Origin of the sequence: Pedobacter immunditicola, assembly GCF_037482985.1 — a bacterium.
Taxonomy (GTDB): Bacteria; Bacteroidota; Bacteroidia; order Sphingobacteriales; family Sphingobacteriaceae; genus Pedobacter; species Pedobacter immunditicola.
On record NZ_JBBHKC010000005.1, the window covers coordinates 101090 to 120254 of the forward strand.

Genomic DNA, 19165 nt, shown 5'->3' on the forward strand with positions numbered 1-19165 from the left:
CTACAAAATGCAGCAGCGTTAAGGGTGTTCTTATGTTCATTTGGTGTGTGTGTGCTTTTATTTTACATTGGGGTTTCTGTCCAGTTCATCCTGAGGAATAGGGAAGAACATTTTAGCTTCAGAAACATTGTAGTTTAATGGGTTGCCATTGCCATCTTTTTGTGCATTCATCACAGGGATAGCCCGGTTTGTACGCACAAGGTCAAACCAGCGGTGACCTTCAAAAGCAAGCTCAAGGCGGCGTTCATTTTCTATGGCTAAACGCATGGAAGCCTGATCTGCAGCCGTTGTACCGGTAAGTTTTGCTCGTGTCCGCACCTGGTCTACCAATGTTTTGGCTTGTGCCCATCCACCTGCACTCAATTCGTTTATAGCTTCTGCTTTTAACAAAATAATATCCGACAGCCTGATGATATAGTTGTTTGCTTTATCGTCAATCCTGTATTTATTGATGTAAGGATAATTGGATTTTGACCAGTAATCATCAGTCCATCCTTCAGAAGTTACATTTTTAAAGCTGATGCTGGAGTTTTTTCTTACGACATCTTTTTCTGCGTCAAACGCAGCAACAAGGTCATTAGTTGGCGTATTGAATCTCTTCCAGCCAGTACCTACAATCACACTTGGCATCCAGTTACCATGAACACCACCCCAGCCATCAAACTGCAGTTCCCAGATAGATTCGCTGTTGTTTTCATGTTGACCATCCCATAAGTGATCATAATTGCTGATCAGTGAATAACCGCCGGCAATTACGGCATCACTGTATTGTTGTACTTTGGCCCAGTCTGGCGATGGTTTGGTCGCATACACTTTAGCTAATAAAGCATTCGCTACACCTTTGGTAGCAATACCTTTATGAGGACCGGTAGCTGGAGCATTTGCAGCACCAAATTCCAGGTCCTTGATGATTTGTGCGTAAATTTCATCTACACTGGCTTTGGGAGGATAAAACTCGGCATCAGTGGTCGGCAATGCCAATACCAAGGGTACTGAACCCCATAAACGTACCAGGTTAAAATACATGTATGCCCTAAGGATGCTGGCCTCACCAAGTATTTGATTCCTTCTGTCGTTAGCATCCAGCTTTGCATCTTCAATATTGGGAACATTGTTTAATACAATATTCGCATCTTTAACGTTGCTGTATAAACCATTCCAGTCACGGGTGACATTACCATTGGTCGAGATCGGCGTAAACTTATCGATCGCGATGTTGGCAGCATTATCGCCACCAGCATAGGCATTGTCTGAAGTTACATCGCCATTGGTCATGTAGTCCCAAATATGGTAATCATTGTACATCCCTGAATAAGCACCAAGAATAAGTTTCTCAGCGGCTGCGGCATCGGCAAAGGCAGCTTCGGGACCTACTTGTGTAACGGGGTCTTTATCAAGGAAATCTTTTTTGCAGCTTCCAAACGCCATGATGATGGCGCCTGCTGCTACGATTGAATATATTTTAAATTTCATCTTCTTTTATATTTAAAAGCTTACGTTAACACCGAATAAAAATGTTCTTGACTGCGGATAGGTTCCAAAATCTACACCCATGGATGGTCCGTTAGCTTCATATTGATTTACTTCAGGATCCAGGCCAGTATAATCTGTAAAGGTTAACAAGTTGTATCCTGACGCATAGATCATTAATCGGTTCATTTTGAACTTCCCTAAAGTTGTTTGTCCGAAATTGTAAGATAACGTTGCTGTTTTTAAGCGTAAATACGAACCATCTTCAATAAACCTGCTGGAGGTTAAAGTATTGTTGGTATTATCTCTTGCAGCTCTGGGGATGGAAGTGACCTGACCTGGGGTAGTCCACCTGTCCAATACTTTTGCCAATTGGTTCTTTGAATCATTCATGCCTTCTAATTCCATTCTTGAAGCATTGAACAAATCATTGCCCTGTACACCCTGGAATAAGAAGGTTAAACCGAAATTGCCATAGTTAAACGTGTTGTTAAAACCATAAGAAAAATCAGGCTGCGCATGACCAATAAAGGTACGGTCGTCTGAATTGATTTGGTTGTCGCCGTTTAAATCAGCATAATCGATATCGCCGGTTTGCGTATTAACGCCCTCAGACACATAGCCATAAAAGCTACCCAATGGACGACCTGGAACAACCCTGATCGCCGCATCGCGTTCGTAAATTCCCGCAAAGTTAATCGAGCTCACCCTTTCGCCAAGGTCTGTCACTTTGTTTTTGTTCAGGGAGAAGTTGATGTCAGAGGACCAGTTGAATTTATCGCCGACCACATTTCTTGTAGAAAGCACAAATTCAAAGCCTTTGTTTTCCATTTTACCAACGTTACTTACAATCCGGTCAAAACCAACACTGTTGGGTAATGGCTGATAGATCAGTAAACCCTCTGTTTTTTTCAGGTAAGCATCCGCTGTGAAAGTTAACCTGCTGTTGAACATGGTTAAATCTAAACCAAGATTGGTTTGCGTCGTCGTTTCCCATTTCAGCCTGTCGTTGCGCAATTGGCTCAGGTTATAGGCGCCTTCAGGAGTTGGCTGATAAAGTTCCAAATAACTATAATCACCAATGTTTTCATCGTTACCTACTTTACCCCAGCTGGCCCTTAACTTTAAGTCGTCAATAGATTCGCTGTCTTTAAGAAAGTTTTCTCCGGAAATACGCCATCCAACAGAAGCAGAGGGGAAATAGCCGTAACGGTTATCAGGGCCGAAACGGGATGAACCATCGGCACGGAAGTTAGAGCTAAATAAATATTTGCCGTCATAAGCATAAGTAAAACGCGCTAAATAGGAACGTTTTGACCATTGTGAACCTTCTGGAAGTAAGGGCATGATCGATTCGCCTGATGGTAACAATTCATTATCCGGGCCGAGGAAATCTGTCTCTGTATAGGGTGTAAACAGGTAGTTAGACTCCTGTAATGTCATACCTGCAGTAGCAGTGATGGCATGTTTATCCACGTTTTTTACATAGCTCAGTATGTTTTCATTTAACCATACATGATCTTCGGTGTCATTGAGGTTGAATTGGCCACGTTGTGTTCTGCCGAACGTAGTGGAGTAGGGGTCAAGAAAATAGCTGTATTTAACATCCCTGTTATTGGCACTGATACTCGATTTGAAAGACAGGTCTTTGGTGATTTTTATTTCAGCGGCAAAAGAGGCTAGCAGACGGGTTACCCTGCTGTTGTTTCTGGCAGCGAAAGCATTGGCAACCGGATTTTCTGAACCGCCTTTGTAAGGGTTAAAAGCATAAGTTCCATCTGCAGCATAAATGCCAATGGTTGGTGGCGTCGTTAAGGCAGATAAAATCGTTCCTCCCCTGGCAACGTTGGCATTGTCGCTTACATCTCTTGATTTATTGTGTGTTAAAGCTGCCGAACCGATGAAGGTTAGCCATTTGGTAATAGGTTGCGATCCATTAAAGTGGAAAGTATATTTATCCAATTGAGCAGGGTCAACCACACCTTTATCTTGCTGGTAGCCGCTGGAAAGCGAATATTGTCCGCCCTTAATTCCACCCGATAAAGAAAGCTGGTAGTTGTTTTGAATACCTGTGCCGAAGGTTAAATCCTGCCAGTCAGTATTTTGGTTACCAAGGCCGGACACATCATAGCCCATGTCGCCCATTAAAGCTACATATTGTTCTCTGTTTAAAACATCCTGATCTTGCCACAGTTTAGAGAAACCTGTGAAAGCGTTAAAGCCAACACTTAGTTTCTGGTTACCCTTTTTAGTGGTAATTAAAACAACACCATTGGCACCGCTTGATCCATAGATGGCTGCACCTGATGCATCTTTCAAGATGGTCATGCTCTCGATGTCGGCAGGGTTGATGAAACTCGCATCTCTTGAGGTTACGCCATCAATCACATATAAAGGACTGTTAGATGCATTAATAGAGGTATTACCACGGATGGTGATGGAAACACCTGATCCTGGTTTACCGGATTGTGAATTGACCTGCACACCGGCAGCTTTACCTTGTATGGCCTGCATCGGATTGGTTACCGGCTGGTTCTCCAAATCTTTTGCTGATATGGAAACTACTGCAGTAGTCAGGTCTTTTTTAGTTTGCGTACCATAACCTACCACCACCACTTCATTAAGCTGGTTGTTATCTTCAGTAAGCGTCACATTAATTGCAGTTCTGCCTTTAATTACTTCCTCTATGGTTTTGTAGCCGATGAAAGAAAAAGTAAGGGTCGCATCGGCAGGAGTGGTTAAAGCATATACCCCATTTGCATTTGTCATGGTGCCCTGGCTAGTGCCTTTTACCTTTACAGATACACCTGGCAAAGGGAGGCCTTGTTCGTCTTTAACCTCACCTTTCACAGTGACGTCCTGTGCAATGGCTATTGAAAAGCTACATAGGAGACAAACGATAAAAAGAGTAAACTTTTTTCTCATCATATTTGGTTGTTTAATTTAATTGAATGATAAAGTTAAGACAACTTCTCCTTCATTTGCAAATTATTGCCCTAATATTTTTAGCCTAAATAACTGATAGTTAACGTGTTGTAAGAAATTCGATACGCTTTAGTACCCTAAGTATAAAACAGGCTTACAGGCTGATAAACAGTGGGTAATGGATGATTTAAAGCGGCGATAAAAGGCGTTTTGATACGGTTCCGTACCCTTGAAAATTTGTGACTAAAAACAAGTGTTTAATCGAGCACAAGTGCTGACCAGCCGTGTTTATTCGATTTTTTAAGCTTGGCTTTCCGTTCTTCCATTACTAATTTGATGCGGGAGCCGTAAGTCCAGCAGGTGCTTTGACGCAGGTTCAACAGCGCTGCTAATTTATGTGAAGAAATCTTCCCTTTGGTGGAATAGATCAGAAATACCATATAAAAGGCTTTGTTGATCGGGATCCTCGTGTTGTGGAAAATGGTGTAAGTAGTAACAGATTCTTCATAGCTGCATTTACTGCAGCGTTTGCTGTAAGGAATGTGACCGGCATAGAATTGAGTGTTCTTGCACTTGCGGCAACTGTATCCGTCTTTCCATTTCAATTGGGAAAGAAACAGGTTACAACTTTCTTTGTCGGGATATATTTTGCTGAATTCTTCAAAATCCACATCTGCAGACATGACCCTGTCGCGGGTAACTTTTTCCACATTGGTTTGAAGCTCCTGGTTGTCTTGTTCCAGCAGCATATTCATCCTGGAAATTTCGGCTGCTTGTTGTTTCAGTAGGTCATTGGCCTGGAGCAGTTCACTGTTTTTGGCTTCAATGATCACCGATTTATGGAATACTTCTTTGGTGCGGGCTTCCACTTGTTTTTCCAGCTCTTCGTTTAGGGTGTCCTTAAGCTTGGCATTAAGGGCCAGCTGACTGATCATCTGCCGCTGTACTTTATCTTTTTTAAGCTTTAAGATGCTCACTTTATCGCCTATCGCAAAAGAAAGAAACACCATTTCCATTACAAAACAGAAGCTTAAACTGTAATAGCTGACCACACCGAAGTTTAACCAGCCGTAGCCGAGCATGATTAAGAATTTCAGCGTAAAACCTACAAACAGAAAGCTATAGCCCAATACAAAGAACCGGGCAGGCAAATATCCTCTCTTATAGATATAGATGCCCGTAAAAAAAGCCACTGATAAAGGGACAGATTCAATAAATTTATAGCTAAACAGGCTGTGGTCGAACAGCAGGCAGTAGCAAAAGAAAAGAATTCTTAAAAGGATGATTGTTAAGATCAATTTGTTAAGCTGCGGTGCTTTCGCTTCTACAAACAACAACGAACGGGTAAACAGCAGGGCAAAAACACTGGTGGCACAAAGCGCGAAGGCATAGGCTATCTGGTTCCAAGCAGGATTGTCCGGCCATAAATATTGGTAAGCAATGCCATCGCTGCTCATCTCAAATAAGCCTACACTTAAATTATACAATATATAATACAGGTATTGGATCTGACGCATGGAGATGAACATGATCAGGTTGTAGAAACTAAATACCAGGATCATCCCATAGAATATTCCGAAAAAGAAATACTCATCCAGGGCATAGGAGATAAACCTGTCCATGGAACGGAGCACAATAATGACGTCTGCAATCTGCGATGATTTGATCCTGAAGTAATAAGTTTGTACCTGATTATTCCGGTTTTCTACCGAGAGCTCGAAGTTTTTATGACGCAGCTTCCGTTGACTGAAGGGGTAGCGGTCCCCAAACTCCTCTGTTTTATAGCCCCCATTTTCTTCTGGGATATAAGCAGTAACCTCATCAATGGTTTGATCGAAGAATTCCAGCAGGAAGTGTTTCTTTGCGTTACTGCTATGCTTAATGCTGATTCTGAACCAGTAAGTGGCGTTGAGCGAGGAGGTTTGTGGCGTACTCTTTTTACTGGCCTGGAATTTTTGGTTAAAAGCTTTACTACTGACTTCGGCGAAGCTGTATTCCCCTTTAATATCCTGCAATACTTCAATTTGGTTAAAGATGAAGATATGCTGGTCGACACTGTCCTGTAACACCACAGGCTCTTGTGCTGTGCTTTTTGTAGCAAAAAGCAGCAGGATGAAACACAAGGAAAGATGGAAAAGCTGATGGGCTAAAAAGTTCCTGACCATGAGGAAACGAAGGTAATATTTTTCTGTCGACCTTAAACTGCTTTTCCATGACCTTGATTTGCTTTTAATTAAATGGGTGTTGCTTCAAATTTTGTAAGACCATAGCAGTTAATTTGTTTTCTGGAACGAATAAGTTGTTAATTCCACCTGCCTACAGACAAGGTATAAACTGTAAAAACTGCATTACATATGCGTCACAGATAGTGTAAAGAGCACACTCCAGTAAAAGCAGGTCACGTGCTTGTTTAAAAGGTTTTACCATAAAGAATAGAGAGAAATAAGTTTTAAGAAAATTGTCACCTTAAAATTAAGTAAAATACTTGTGTAAGAATTTTGTTATGTCTAGATTAGGTAAACGAAGTACAAGTATTCCTCCAATTTTCTAACCAAATTAAAACCATTATGTAATACAAATTCCTAATCCATTAACCAATCTAACCAAATATCTTATGTTCAAAAAATTACTTAACCTCAAAAGGAAGATTTTCCTTTTGCTGGCCTGTCTGCTCCTGTCTTTAGGAGCCAGTGCCCAAGTCACCATCACCGGTAAAGTTACCGGAAGCGATGATCAATTACCAATCATTGGTGCTTCCATTAAGATCAGGGGCACCTCCCAAGGAACAATGACTGATGCAACGGGCTCTTTTGCGATCAATGCAAAGCGAACCGATGTGCTGATTGTATCTTTTCTGGGTTACCGCACACAGGAGGTAACCTTAGGTACTGAAACTTCTGTTAAAATTGTGCTAAAGCCGGAGGATAACACGCTTAGTGAAATTGTTGTAACCGGTTATACCAGTCAGCGGAAAAAAGATTTAACAGGTGCAGTAACTGTTGTAGATGTTGCTCAATTGAAGGCACAACCTGCGGCGAGTGCTGTGGAAGCCTTACAAGGTAAAGCGCCAGGTGTCCAGATCATCAATGATGGTGCGCCGGGCTCAACCCCACAAATCAGGGTGAGGGGTGTGACCACCATTAATAACAATGACCCGCTTTATGTTGTGGATGGGGTGCCTTACGAAGGCAAGTTAAGCTGGCTGAACCAGAATGACATTGAAAGTATGCAGGTGCTGAAAGATGCGTCATCGGCTTCTATTTATGGTGCCAGGGCCAATAACGGGGTTGTAATCATCACCACCAGGAAAGGAACCGTGGGTGCACCTAAAATTACCTTTGATTCTTATTATGGCGTTCAGACGCCGCGGAAAAATACTTTTCCTAAAATGATGACACCTATGCAGTATGCCGAATACCTGTTTGCGGGCTACCGTAATGCAGGCGAAGCACCACAAACGGGAAACAATTATGGTAGTGGTGATTCACCAATACTTCCAGAATACCTGGTTGCGGGTAATGCTTCCGGCCAATTGGTTACTCCTGCAGATGCTGACCCATCCAAGTATAATTATAGCCGCGATGCCGGTACTTTTTATCAAATCACAAAAGCTAATCATGAAGGTACCGATTGGTTTGATGTGATGACGGAAAGTGCGCCTACGCAAAATTACCAGCTGAGTGCGGCAGGTGGCAGTGAAAACTCTACCTACAGTTTCTCATCGGGATATTTAGACCAGAAGGGCACGATTCAATATACCGGATTTAAACGCTATAATGTTCGTGCAAATACCAGCGTTTCTGCATTGAACAAAAGACTTCGCTTTGGTGAAAATGCACAGTACAGTTATTCTGAAGGTTTTGGTTTTGGGGTAAATCCGAACACTTCCGGAGAATACCAGGATGAAGGCAGTGCTATTGGATGGGCTTACCGTGCTCCAACAATTATTCCGGTTTATGACATCAATGGGAATTTTGCAGGCAGTCGTGGTAGCCAATTGGGGAATTCTGAGAACCCGCTCGCTACACTTTACCGGGCGAAAGATAATTTGAATAAAAGTAACTTTTTCTTCGGTAATGCTTTTGCGGAACTGGACCTGATTAAAGGCTTGACTGCTAAAACCAGTTTTGGTATCCGATATGAAAACTACAATGGTGTAAGTATGCGTTATCCAAACCTTGAATTCTCTGAAGGAAATAACTCTAATAGCTTGAATGAATATCAGGGCTATACCACAGAGTGGACCTGGACCAATACTTTAACTTATAACGCAGTTATTTCAGAAAAACACCGCCTGAATTTATTAGCAGGTACGGAGGCTATTAAATCAAGAAACCGTCAGTTGAACGGCGGCCGTAATAATTTCTTTACCCTGGGTGACCTGGATTACTATTACCTGGGTGTAGGTTCTGCCAGTATCAGTAACAACAGTTCCGGTAGTGTTGGTGCATTGTATTCTTTGTTTGGTCGTGCGGATTATGCCTTCAACGACCGTTACCTTGCCAGTGTAACTCTTCGTCGTGACGGATCTTCAAACTTCGGACCGGAGAATACTTATGGTTATTTTCCTGCTGGTAGTGTGGCATGGAGGCTGTCCGAAGAAAACTTCATTAAAGACAAGCATGACTGGATCACTGACCTGAAGATTCGTGCGGGTTATGGTGAAACTGGTAACCAGAGAATTCCTGCTTATAATTATTTATCCCGCTTTCAATCTTCTTTAACCAGTTCCGCTTACAGCTTTGATGGAAACAATAACGTAGTTACTGGGGTATGGCAAAATAATTATTCCAATGCTGGTATCAAATGGGAATCATTAAGCTCCGTGAATGTGGGTGTCGACTTTACTTTATTCAATTCAGTTATTGACGGTAGTTTCGACTGGTACAATAAAAAAACCTCTGATATGCTTTATCCGGTTCCTTTGCCAGCTACGGCAGCAGGTATGGGTACTTCACCCTATAGAAACGTGGGTGACATGAGTAATAAAGGGGTGGAGTTGAGTTTGGGCTACCACTATGGTAGGAATGATGACAGGCCGTTTAAGTTTGACTTTGTGGTTAACATCAGCAGAAACGTTAACGAGATTGTAGCTTTGGCTCCGGGTATCGATCAGCAGGGTTATGGTGATTTCAGAAGTCTGCAGTCCAGTATTCTGAAAGTTGGTGAGCCATTTGGATCTTTCTATGGTTATGATGTAGCCGGAATTTTCCAAAATCAGGCTGAAGTAACCGCTGGTCCTTCCTATGACAAGGCTCGTGTTGGAGGTTTCAAATTCAGGGATGTGAATGGCGATGGGCAAATCACGCCATTAGACCGGACAATCATTGGTAATCCAAATCCTGATTTTCTTTATTCTTTCAGCTTAAATGCAAATTATAAGAATTTTGATATCGCCATGTTCTTCAATGGGGTGCAGGGTAATGAGTTGTATAATGCTACCCGGTATTTTACAGATTTCAACGTTTTTGCCGGTGGCAGAAGTGCACGTCTGTTAGATGCCTGGAGTCCTACCAATACAGGAAGTATGATCCCTTCGGCAAATGCCAGGGTTTCAGATCTTGAATATGCTTCTTCGAGCTATTATGTACAGGATGGTAGTTTCTTCCGTATGAAAAACCTTCAGATCGGATATAGCATCCCAGCCCAGAAATTATTTGGTACCCAATACGGTGTGAATAAATTGAGGGTGTATGCCAGTACAACTAACCTTTTCACGCTTACAAAATACGATGGATTAGATCCGGAAGTGAGCCAGGAATCCGCGACGTTTTCTGCGCCTGGTGTAGACCGTGGTATTTATCCATCACCACGTCAATTTCTGTTGGGTGTAAGTGTAGGCTTTTAATTGATTAATAATAGACATCATGAGAAAAATTAATTATATATTATTTGTAGTGTTGCTCTTTGCAGCCTCAAGCTGTACGAAGGAATTTCTGGAAAAAAATCCACAAGGAGAGCTGAGTTCAGACCAGTTAGCTACTCAAGAAGGGGTAAACGGTGCTTTAACCGGTGCTTATTCACTTTTAAATGGAAATACAAATGGTACCTGGGGAAATTATGCTTCGGGACCAAGTCAGTGGTTATTAGGGGAAGTTACTTCTGATAATGCGCATAAAGGCAGTGATAATGGTGATCAGCCCAATATGAATGCCCTGGAAAGACATGCGCCTACCAGCACGAATGATAATTTGTCTACTTTGTGGACACGTTGTTATGAGGGTATACAAAGGTGTAACAATACCTTAAGGCTTATTGCCGCCTTGCAGGCCAGTGATAAAGGTAAATTTACTGATGAAAAAGCAACTGAAATACAGGCAGAAGCGAGGTTATTGCGTGCACATTATTATTTCTTCCTGGCAAGGGCGTTTAAAAATGTACCGCTGATTACTGAAACGACTACCGATCCGGCTGTGGATAATACACCTGATATCTATCCGGCTATTGTTACAGATTTACAATATGCTGCTGATAATTTAGCAGTTGCTCACTCCTCTGGTAAAGCCGGCCGTGTCAACAAGATTATGGCTCAGGCTTATCTTGGAAAAGTATTGTTATACCAAAAGAAATATGGGGAGGCACTTCCTTTATTCAATGCGGTGATTGCCTCGAGGCCAAATATCGAGACCCTTCCTTATAAGGATAACTTTGATATCACCAAAGAAAATGGACCAGAATCCATTTTCGCGGTTCAGCATTCTGTAGGTACAGATGGTAGTGGCGGTGATAATGGTAACGTTGGTGATATGTTGAATTTCCCCTATGGAAATGGTATGCCAATTACCTGCTGCGGATTTTTCCAGCCAACACTGGATCTTGCCAATTCCTTTAAAGTTACGGCAGCTGGTTTACCATTCCTTGACAACAGTTATCGTACAAATCCGTATAAATCGGATTTAGGTTTAAATACAGCTCAAAAAGCCGCTTATACCGTAGATCGTACCCTTGCTATTGATCCTCGTATGGATTACACCATGGGCAGAAGAGGCGTGCCTTTCCGCGACTGGGGAATTATGGCTGGAGATACCTGGATTAGGGAATCATCCAATGGCGGACCCTTTGTTGCCTATAAAAATGTGATTGAAGCTTCCCAAATTGCCAGTGGCACTGGTCCTGGTAATGCCAACATCACCGGCTTGAATGTGAATATCATTCGTCTGGCAGATGTTTACCTGATGGCTGCAGAATGTGAAGTGGAACTGGGCAATTTGCCTCGGGCTCTTACCCTGGTTAATAATATCCGTACCCGTGCGGGAAAACTTCCTCCATTAACAGCTGGTGGTACGCCGGTGGCTGCTTACAATGTAGGTTTATATACATCCTTCCCTGACCAAACCTACGCCCGGAATGCGGTTCGTTTTGAACGCAGATTAGAGCTGGCGATGGAAGGTCACCGTTTTTATGACCTTGTGCGTTGGGGCGTGCTGAAGCCTACTTTAGAGAGTTATTTTGCCTTTGAAGGTGAACATTTTCCTTATCTAAAGGGGATTACAATTTCTGACCGGGATTCCTATTTCCCGATCCCACAGGAACAGTTAGATCGTAGTAACGGTATCATGAAACAGAATACCGGCTATTAAGCCTTCGGGTTTGCCGAATTTTATCCTGCCTGCTTTTAAAGCAGGCAGGATTTTTTTTAAGGAAGCTGTAGCAACTTTTATATTTAATTCACTTCAAAAGTGATAAACGCAAAAACGGTCTTGAGTTTTTTACTCCTGTTTGCATCAGTGATGACCAATGCACCATTTCTGAAAAGTGCCAATCCTTCCCAATTCGTTTTATTTGCTTCAAAAGAAGTCACCTGATCCCAACTTTTTGATCTCCATCGTTTTTTAGTGACAATTCGTGCATAGGATTTCGTTTTCAAGCTATCACCAAATGCTGGCGCCCATTTCTTTACCGCACTTTCCTGGTTTCTGGAGATATTGTTGTTGAGGTAGACATGATAATCTCCTTCCCAATAGTAATTGATCCCATAAATTCTTCCCCGTTTTGTGGCCTCGATATCAGTGATCCTGAAAGGAAGATAAGGAACAGCAATTTCTTTAGGCTTACTTTTAAAATCAGTGTCAAATAAAAACCCTATTCCTCCGGTATGCATGCCGTTGAATTCAAACAAAGCCATTAGCTTCTGCTTGTCGGGCAGATAAGTTAAACTTTCAAAGCCTGCATTGAAAATATAAGGATAACGTTTCAAAGCTATGGTTCGCGAAGGGTCAATCAGGATCTGGCTTTGCTGTTCATTCAACACCCCTTTAATGACAAAACAGTAATCATACTTATCATCCGTTTCGATAGCTAAAAAGACTTCGTTTTTATAAAAGGTAATGGCTTCAAAGCCCTGGTAATGCGATTTCACGGAATCGGGAAGTTTCTCCAGATTTTTAATACGCAACACCTTAAACTGTGTCAATGCGGTGTCTTTACCGTCGATGACCCGGGAAATACTGTCTGCCAGGAGGCTGTAAATCGAAAATTCCCCATTTAAAAGTGTTTCTTTATGATTGCCATATTGTGGCAGGAGGTACAAGCGGTTCCCAGACCAGGCCAGTCCGGAGAACTCTTCATTCACACTATTGATTTTGATGGGTAAAGGAATAATTTTTAAGCTGTTTTGCGCAATAGCCGGCAGCGAAAAAATAACAGGGATTAGAAATAATAAAACTGCCTGGCCCAGTGGAAATAATTGCCGGTATATCCTTGTCATCATGAAGCGAAGATAATTGAGTTAAGCGACGGTAAATTAGTACAGCGAAGATATATTAATTTTGCCCGGAATAGGGCGCTTCACTGCAAAGCTTCTAGCAATTAACATTCCCATAACATGCCCTATCATATACCTGCACTGAGTTATTCCATGCGAAACTTCTGTAATTATTACTGTGGAAATGGCAATAGGATTAATCTTTTCTTAGGCTAACAGGAATATTTATCAGTAGCGTTTTTTTAACGGGGGCAAGGCGGTTTCAGCAAATTATCCATTCAATTCAAGAGGTAAGGCTGATTAATGTAATCAGGATGTACCTTTTTAAAGTACAACTTTCTGATCGAGATCTTTAACAAATTAAGGTCAGATTGAGAGATAGGAAAGGCGCTGCGATAAATTTCCTCCGGAAGATTGAATTCGTTGTAGGACTCGAAGATCAGGTGGAAATAATTCTCCTGATGGTGTTCGTCTGCAGGTATCAGGGAGATATTCAATGCTTTACTGATATTCCTGATTTCAGCTTTGTTTTTATAAAAGCCGTATTGATGCTGATAGGTGAGGAGCTTGGTATTGATGGTAATCAATTCCTTACCAAAGAAGTTCCATAAAGTTAACCAGCCAAAAAATATCAGCCATAAGCCACCCAGGATAACAAGAATGAGCAGCCATTCATAAAAGCCGATCAGGATCAAAATCACTCCCATGAAATTTAAGAAGACCATCGTGGCCCTGATAAACTTCGAAGTTTCCGCTTCAATAGAAAGATGTACGTTAACACCATCAAAATCTATTTTTACCTTCATTTCTTTGAGCCTCCTTAGCTGATTTTACAACATAAATTTACTGGTTTTATATTGTAAAATTAACATCGGATTTACATATGTAACTTAGTTTTGGGCATGTTTAATTCCTTTAGAAATGAACATGAAAGTTGCTTAAATCTATCCAATCAATTTATGTTTAAAACTGTACCCTGTCGCAAAAGGAAGGTTATTTTCCTTTTAGCGGGCCTGTTGGTGTCTTATGGTGCCAACGCCCATGTTGAATTAACTCCAAAATTAATTCCACCATTTCAAATCCAGAATACCGGCACCATTAGCGGGAAAATTGTTGATGAAAAAGGCGATCCCTTACCTGGGGCCAGTATCAAGATCCTGGAACTAAATACCGGTGTCCAAAGTAGCCCAGACGGCACTTATCGTATCAATGTTGCTCCCGGAGTCTACACCCTGGCCGTTAGTTTTATCTCCTATTCCACAAATACGCAAACTAAGGTAAATGTAAAATCTGGTGAGACAACCACATTAAATGTTACCCTTACTGCAGAATCAGGTACTTTAAATGAAGTGCTCGTTGTGGGGTATGGTACACAAAAAAGGGAGAACTTAACGGGAGCTGTCGATCAGGTGACTTCTAAAGTACTGGAAAACCGTTCTGTTTCTAATCTTGCCCAGGGATTACAAGGTGTGATCCCCAATTTAAACCTGAGTATCGCTGATGGTAAACCCAACCAGTCGCCTGCTTTTAACCTCAGGGGAACAACCTCCATTGGTCAGGGTGGTAATGCATTAGTATTAGTCGATGGTATTGAAGGTGACCCCTCAAGGATAAACCCTAATGACATTGCCAGTGTAACAGTGTTAAAAGATGCTGCATCCGCTTCCATATATGGGGCAAGAGCTGCATTTGGCGTGGTATTAATTACGACTAAAAATCCGGCAAAAGAAAAAACCTCCATTAATTACAGCATTACACAATCTGTGAAGGCGCCTACAACGGTTCCTGATTATGTTACCGATGGTTATACTTTCGCTAATATGTTCAATGATGGCTGGTCTGCATGGAATGATTATGCACAAACTCCACAGAACATTAACAAAACCGTGAAATTTTCTCCTGCCTACCTGGAAGAATTAAGACGGAGATCTCTGGATCCGAGCCTGCCGAAAGTTGATGTAAATTCAAATGGTGAATACGTGTATTATGACAGTACAGATTGGTATAACGAATTGTATAAGGATAATACAAGCGCCACCGAACAAAATGTATCGCTATCCGGCGCAAGCGGTAAAACAGACTTTTATGTGTCTGGAAGGTCTTACCGTCAATCTGGTTTATTCCGTTATAATTCTGACGATTACCAGATGTATAACTTGCGTGCAAAAGGCTCCATACAATTGTATCCATGGTTAAAGATCTATAACAATGCAGATTATTCCGCCTCCAAATACCATAACCCTATTAATGTGGGTGAGGGTGGAGGTATCTGGAGGAATATCGCTGATGAGGGACATAATAATGCGCCGATGTTCAATCCTGATGGCACCTTATCTTATTCTGCTGCCTATACAGTAGGCGATTTTTACCTTGGCAAGAATGGCATTGATATGGATAACAAAGTATTCCGAAATACCACTGGTTTTACCACTAATTTCTTTGACGATAAGTTGAGAATTAAAGGTGATTTTACTTTCCAGAATACGGATAATGATGAAAGCAGAAGACGTGTGCCTGTGCCTTACAGCAGGAAACCGGGAGTTATAGAGTATGTAGGCTCAAACTATAATGATCTGCAGCAGCTGAACCGCAATACACAATACATGGTCACCAATATCTATGGTGAATATGAACCAAGATTCAGCGAAGATCATTACGTAAAAATCCTTGCAGGGTACAACTACGAACAATCAACTTACAAACGTCTGGAAGCCTTGCGTAACGATTTGATTTTTGAAGATGCAACAGACATTAACCTTGCCCTTGGCCAGTCGATCAATACCAGTGGCGGTTACGAACAATGGGCTGTCCTTGGTGGTTTCTATCGCCTGAACTATGCTTTCAAAGACCGTTACCTGGTAGAAGTTAATGGCCGTTATGATGGGTCCTCTAAATTCCCGGATGACCAGCGCTACGCCTTCTTCCCTTCAGTTTCTGCAGGATGGAGGTTAAGTAAAGAGCCTTTCTGGAAAGTGAATCCCGACGTCATAACCGATGTAAAGATCCGTGCTTCTTACGGATCCTTAGGTAACGGTAACATCAATTCTTATGCATTTATGGAGAAATTCGGGATCTCACAAACTGCCCGGATCTTAAATGGCGTCCGTCCACAGCAAACCAGTCAGCCGGGAGTCATCCCTGATGGTCTTACCTGGGAAACTTCCACCACCAGTAACTTGGGTTTGGATATCGCCTTCTTAAATAACCGTTTAAATTTTAGCGGTGATGCGTACATCCGTAAAACTACTGACATGTTTACCGTAGGGATGACCTTGCCAGCGGTATTTGGTATTGGGGTTCCAAAAGGAAATTATGCTGATCTAGAAACCAAAGGTTGGGAAGCCAACATCACCTGGAATGATAAGTTTGACCTGGGTGCATCGCCATTCAACTATAGCGTAAGGTTATCAATGGCAGATTACACCGCCAAAATTCTTAAATACAACAATCCTGAACAAAGGCTGTCTGATTATTACGCCGGACAAACCGTTGGTGAAATCTGGGGCTTTGTAACTGATGGTTATTACACCTCAGCAGCCGATGTCGCAAACTCACCTGTACAAACCTTATATAAATCTTCAAATACTGGAAAAAGCTTGCCTGGAGATATCAAGTTTGCAGATACCAATGGCGATGGCGTGATCAACAATGGTGACAATACGGTTGGCAATCCCGGCGATTTACAAGTCATCGGTAATTCCACTCCAAGGTATACTTATGGCATCTCTTTAGGCGCCGATTGGAAAGGGTTTTTCTTTAACACGTTCTTCCAGGGCGTAGCTAAAATGGATTGGTATCCGGGCCCTGAAAATGGAACTTTCTGGGGGCAATACAACCGTCCGTACAATAAAGTACCTCAATCACATATTGGTAATATCTGGACGCCGGAAAATACGGATGCCTATTTCCCTAGATACAGAGGTTATATCGCACAAAATGGTTCTGGGACTTTAAGACAGACACAAACCAAGTATTTGCAGGATGTCGCTTTTATCAGGCTGAAAAATTTACAGATTGGCTATAATGTGCCACAAACATTTATTAAAAAGGCAGGCCTGAGTAACATCAGAATCTTTCTATCAGGAGAAAACCTGTGGTCATATTCACCATTGTATAAAATCACGAAAGATCTGGATATAGAAAATATCGGAAAATCAGACGAGGTGGTTACTAATGGAACCAGTGGAAACGGAAACAATTATCCTATGTTGAGAAGTTTCAGTTTAGGACTTTCGGCTACTTTTTAATAAACAAACTAATAGACAAAAGTGATTATAAAAATATTCATCATGAAAAGATTCTTTATATGGTTTTTACCCGTGGCATTGATTTTTGCCGGGTGTAAAAAGTTAGATCAGGTGCCGCAGGATACAGCCACGAAAGAGGCTGTTTTCAGTACCGAAAAAGGGCTGGAACTCTACGCTAATTCATTTTATAAACTATTGCCCACGCCTTCAGATGCGCATAAGGGTGATGCCATGGCCGACTATGCTGCACGCAGCCAGGCACCAGATTTTTTGATCAAGGGTGCCTTTGGCCCTCGTCAGAGTAACGGCTGGAACTGGGATGAATTAAGAAACATCAATTACTTTATTGAAAATAACAATGACCCCAATGTGCCTGCTTCCATCAGACAGCAATATAACGCCTTGGCCAGGTTTTTCAGGGCTCATTTTTACTATGAAAAAGTAAAGCGATTCGGTGATGTGCCATGGATCAACAAAACTTTTAAAGTGGATGATCCTGAACTTTTCAAGGGGCGTGATTCTCGTAGCCTGGTGATGGATTCGGTATTGGCCGACCTCAACTATGCCTGCGAAAATATCACCAGAACAAATGATAATAGTCGCTCGCTGATTACTAAATATGTAGCCCTTGGTTTCAAATCCAGGGTAGCCTTGTATGAAGGTACTTACAGAAAATACCATGGTCAACCTGGCGTCGATAAATGGTTACAGGAATCGGTAGCTGCAGCAGAAAAAGTGATGGCCGAAGGTGGCTTCTCCCTCAATACTGTTGGCGGAACAGATCTTTCATATCGTAATTTATTTATCAGTACAGCGCCGGTTGCTAATGAAGTAATGTTGTCGTCAGTTACAGACGCGAATCTATCCGTATATAACGATGCCAACTGGTGGTGGACCAGTGCCACTTATGGTTCAAGAATCAGTTTAACAAGAACCTTTGTTAACACCTATCTTAATATCGACGGTACCCCTTTTACCAGCAAAAGTGGTTATCAAACCATGCCTTTCATGGATGAAATGAAGGGCAGAGATAAAAGATTAAAGCAAACCATCAGGGTAGGCGATTACAAACGCATCAATGGTGGAACGCCGGAAGCAGCACCTCCAATATTTTCTTATACCTACACCGGATATCAGCCTATCAAATGGGTGCTTGATGATGTAAGGTATGATGGCGGCGGACAAAACATCAATTCAATTTCTTTAATGCGCTATGCCGAAATACTATTGAATTTTGCGGAAGCAAAAGCCGAACAGGGTACCTTTACTGATGCTGACTGGAGTAAAACCATTGGTGCATTGCGCCAGCGTGCAGGTATTACCGGTGGTTTATCTGCCAAACCAACACAGGCAGACCCTTATTTGTTAACCAATTACTTCCCTGGAATCACTGATCCTTCCTTGCTGGAAATCAGAAGAGAACGTGGAATCGAGCTTACTTTCGAAGGTTTGCGTTTTGATGATATCGTGCGTTGGAAAAAAGGAGATCTCATGACCAAAGCTTGGAATGGATTTTACGTTCCTGCATTGAATGTGCCGATGGATTTAAATGAGGATGGTTTAATGGATGTAGCTTTTTTCCAGGTCATGCCTGCAAACCCGGTTCCTGGTGTTAAGTACATCAATGTCGCCGAAACAATTAATGGGGTTGTTAACCCACAGCGCTTATCCAATAATACTTCAGGAGAGTTGACATGGCTTACAACAACCACAAGAGAATTCACAGATAAAAACTATCTTTATCCTATCCCGGAAGCCGATCGCCTGTTCAATCCTGAATTAGGGCAGAATCCTGGATGGTAACTTAATAAACAAACAA

At 41.9% G+C, this 19165-nt stretch carries 9 protein-coding genes; 4 read left to right on the top strand and 5 right to left on the bottom strand.

Going from position 1 to position 19165, the window contains the following annotated elements; all coding sequences use genetic code 11:
• Nucleotides 1-57 precede the first annotated feature (57 nt).
• From WG905_RS09985 to WG905_RS09995, 3 genes are all read right to left on the bottom strand, one after another.
• Nucleotides 58-1473 carry a RagB/SusD family nutrient uptake outer membrane protein gene (locus WG905_RS09985; protein WP_339591573.1) on the bottom strand — a complete coding sequence of 472 codons (1416 nt, stop codon included), beginning with the start codon at nt 1471-1473 and terminating at the stop codon, nt 58-60.
• A gap of 12 nt (nt 1474-1485) precedes the next feature.
• Nucleotides 1486-4398 carry a SusC/RagA family TonB-linked outer membrane protein gene (locus WG905_RS09990; protein ID WP_339591574.1) on the bottom strand — a complete coding sequence of 971 codons (2913 nt, stop codon included), beginning with the start codon at nt 4396-4398 and terminating at the stop codon, nt 1486-1488.
• 254 nt (nt 4399-4652) lie between these two features.
• Nucleotides 4653-6560 carry a 7TM diverse intracellular signaling domain-containing protein gene (locus tag WG905_RS09995; RefSeq protein ID WP_339591575.1) on the bottom strand — a complete coding sequence of 636 codons (1908 nt, stop codon included), beginning with the start codon at nt 6558-6560 and terminating at the stop codon, nt 4653-4655.
• A gap of 449 nt (nt 6561-7009) precedes the next feature.
• Between WG905_RS09995 and WG905_RS10000 the strand changes: the two genes are divergently transcribed.
• Complete coding sequence (locus WG905_RS10000) at nt 7010-10243, top strand: SusC/RagA family TonB-linked outer membrane protein (protein WP_339591576.1); 3234 nt, start codon at nt 7010-7012, stop codon at nt 10241-10243.
• A 19-nt stretch (nt 10244-10262) separates the two neighbouring features.
• Nucleotides 10263-11975: a RagB/SusD family nutrient uptake outer membrane protein gene (locus tag WG905_RS10005; protein WP_339591577.1), complete on the top strand. Its 1713-nt coding sequence runs from the start codon at nt 10263-10265 to the stop codon at nt 11973-11975.
• 83 nt (nt 11976-12058) lie between these two features.
• Here the strand turns inward: WG905_RS10005 and WG905_RS10010 are convergent, their stop codons facing one another.
• The gene (locus tag WG905_RS10010; RefSeq protein ID WP_339591578.1) at nt 12059-13105 is read right to left on the bottom strand and encodes a hypothetical protein; all 1047 of its coding nucleotides are present in this window, start codon (nt 13103-13105) and stop codon (nt 12059-12061) included.
• Between the two features lie 272 nt (nt 13106-13377).
• Nucleotides 13378-13905 carry a hypothetical protein gene (locus WG905_RS10015; protein WP_339591579.1) on the bottom strand — a complete coding sequence of 176 codons (528 nt, stop codon included), beginning with the start codon at nt 13903-13905 and terminating at the stop codon, nt 13378-13380.
• Between the two features lie 153 nt (nt 13906-14058).
• Between WG905_RS10015 and WG905_RS10020 the strand changes: the two genes are divergently transcribed.
• Entirely contained in the window at nt 14059-17346 is a 3288-nt protein-coding gene (locus tag WG905_RS10020; protein ID WP_339591580.1) for a SusC/RagA family TonB-linked outer membrane protein, read from the top strand.
• Nucleotides 17347-17388: 42 nt separating this feature from the next.
• A complete protein-coding gene (locus tag WG905_RS10025) occupies nt 17389-19149 on the top strand; it encodes a RagB/SusD family nutrient uptake outer membrane protein (RefSeq protein ID WP_339591581.1) in 1761 nt (586 codons plus the stop codon).
• The last annotated feature ends 16 nt before the right edge of the window (nt 19150-19165 follow it).

Coding starts and splice junctions, on each gene's coding strand:
- WG905_RS09985 (WP_339591573.1), bottom strand. CDS start 1,473: ATGAAATTTAAAATATATTCAATCGTAGCAGCAGGCGCCATCATCATG.
- WG905_RS09990 (WP_339591574.1), bottom strand. CDS start 4,398: ATGATGAGAAAAAAGTTTACTCTTTTTATCGTTTGTCTCCTATGTAGC.
- WG905_RS09995 (WP_339591575.1), bottom strand. CDS start 6,560: ATGGTCAGGAACTTTTTAGCCCATCAGCTTTTCCATCTTTCCTTGTGT.
- WG905_RS10000 (WP_339591576.1), top strand. CDS start 7,010: ATGTTCAAAAAATTACTTAACCTCAAAAGGAAGATTTTCCTTTTGCTG.
- WG905_RS10005 (WP_339591577.1), top strand. CDS start 10,263: ATGAGAAAAATTAATTATATATTATTTGTAGTGTTGCTCTTTGCAGCC.
- WG905_RS10010 (WP_339591578.1), bottom strand. CDS start 13,105: ATGATGACAAGGATATACCGGCAATTATTTCCACTGGGCCAGGCAGTT.
- WG905_RS10015 (WP_339591579.1), bottom strand. CDS start 13,905: ATGAAGGTAAAAATAGATTTTGATGGTGTTAACGTACATCTTTCTATT.
- WG905_RS10020 (WP_339591580.1), top strand. CDS start 14,059: ATGTTTAAAACTGTACCCTGTCGCAAAAGGAAGGTTATTTTCCTTTTA.
- WG905_RS10025 (WP_339591581.1), top strand. CDS start 17,389: ATGAAAAGATTCTTTATATGGTTTTTACCCGTGGCATTGATTTTTGCC.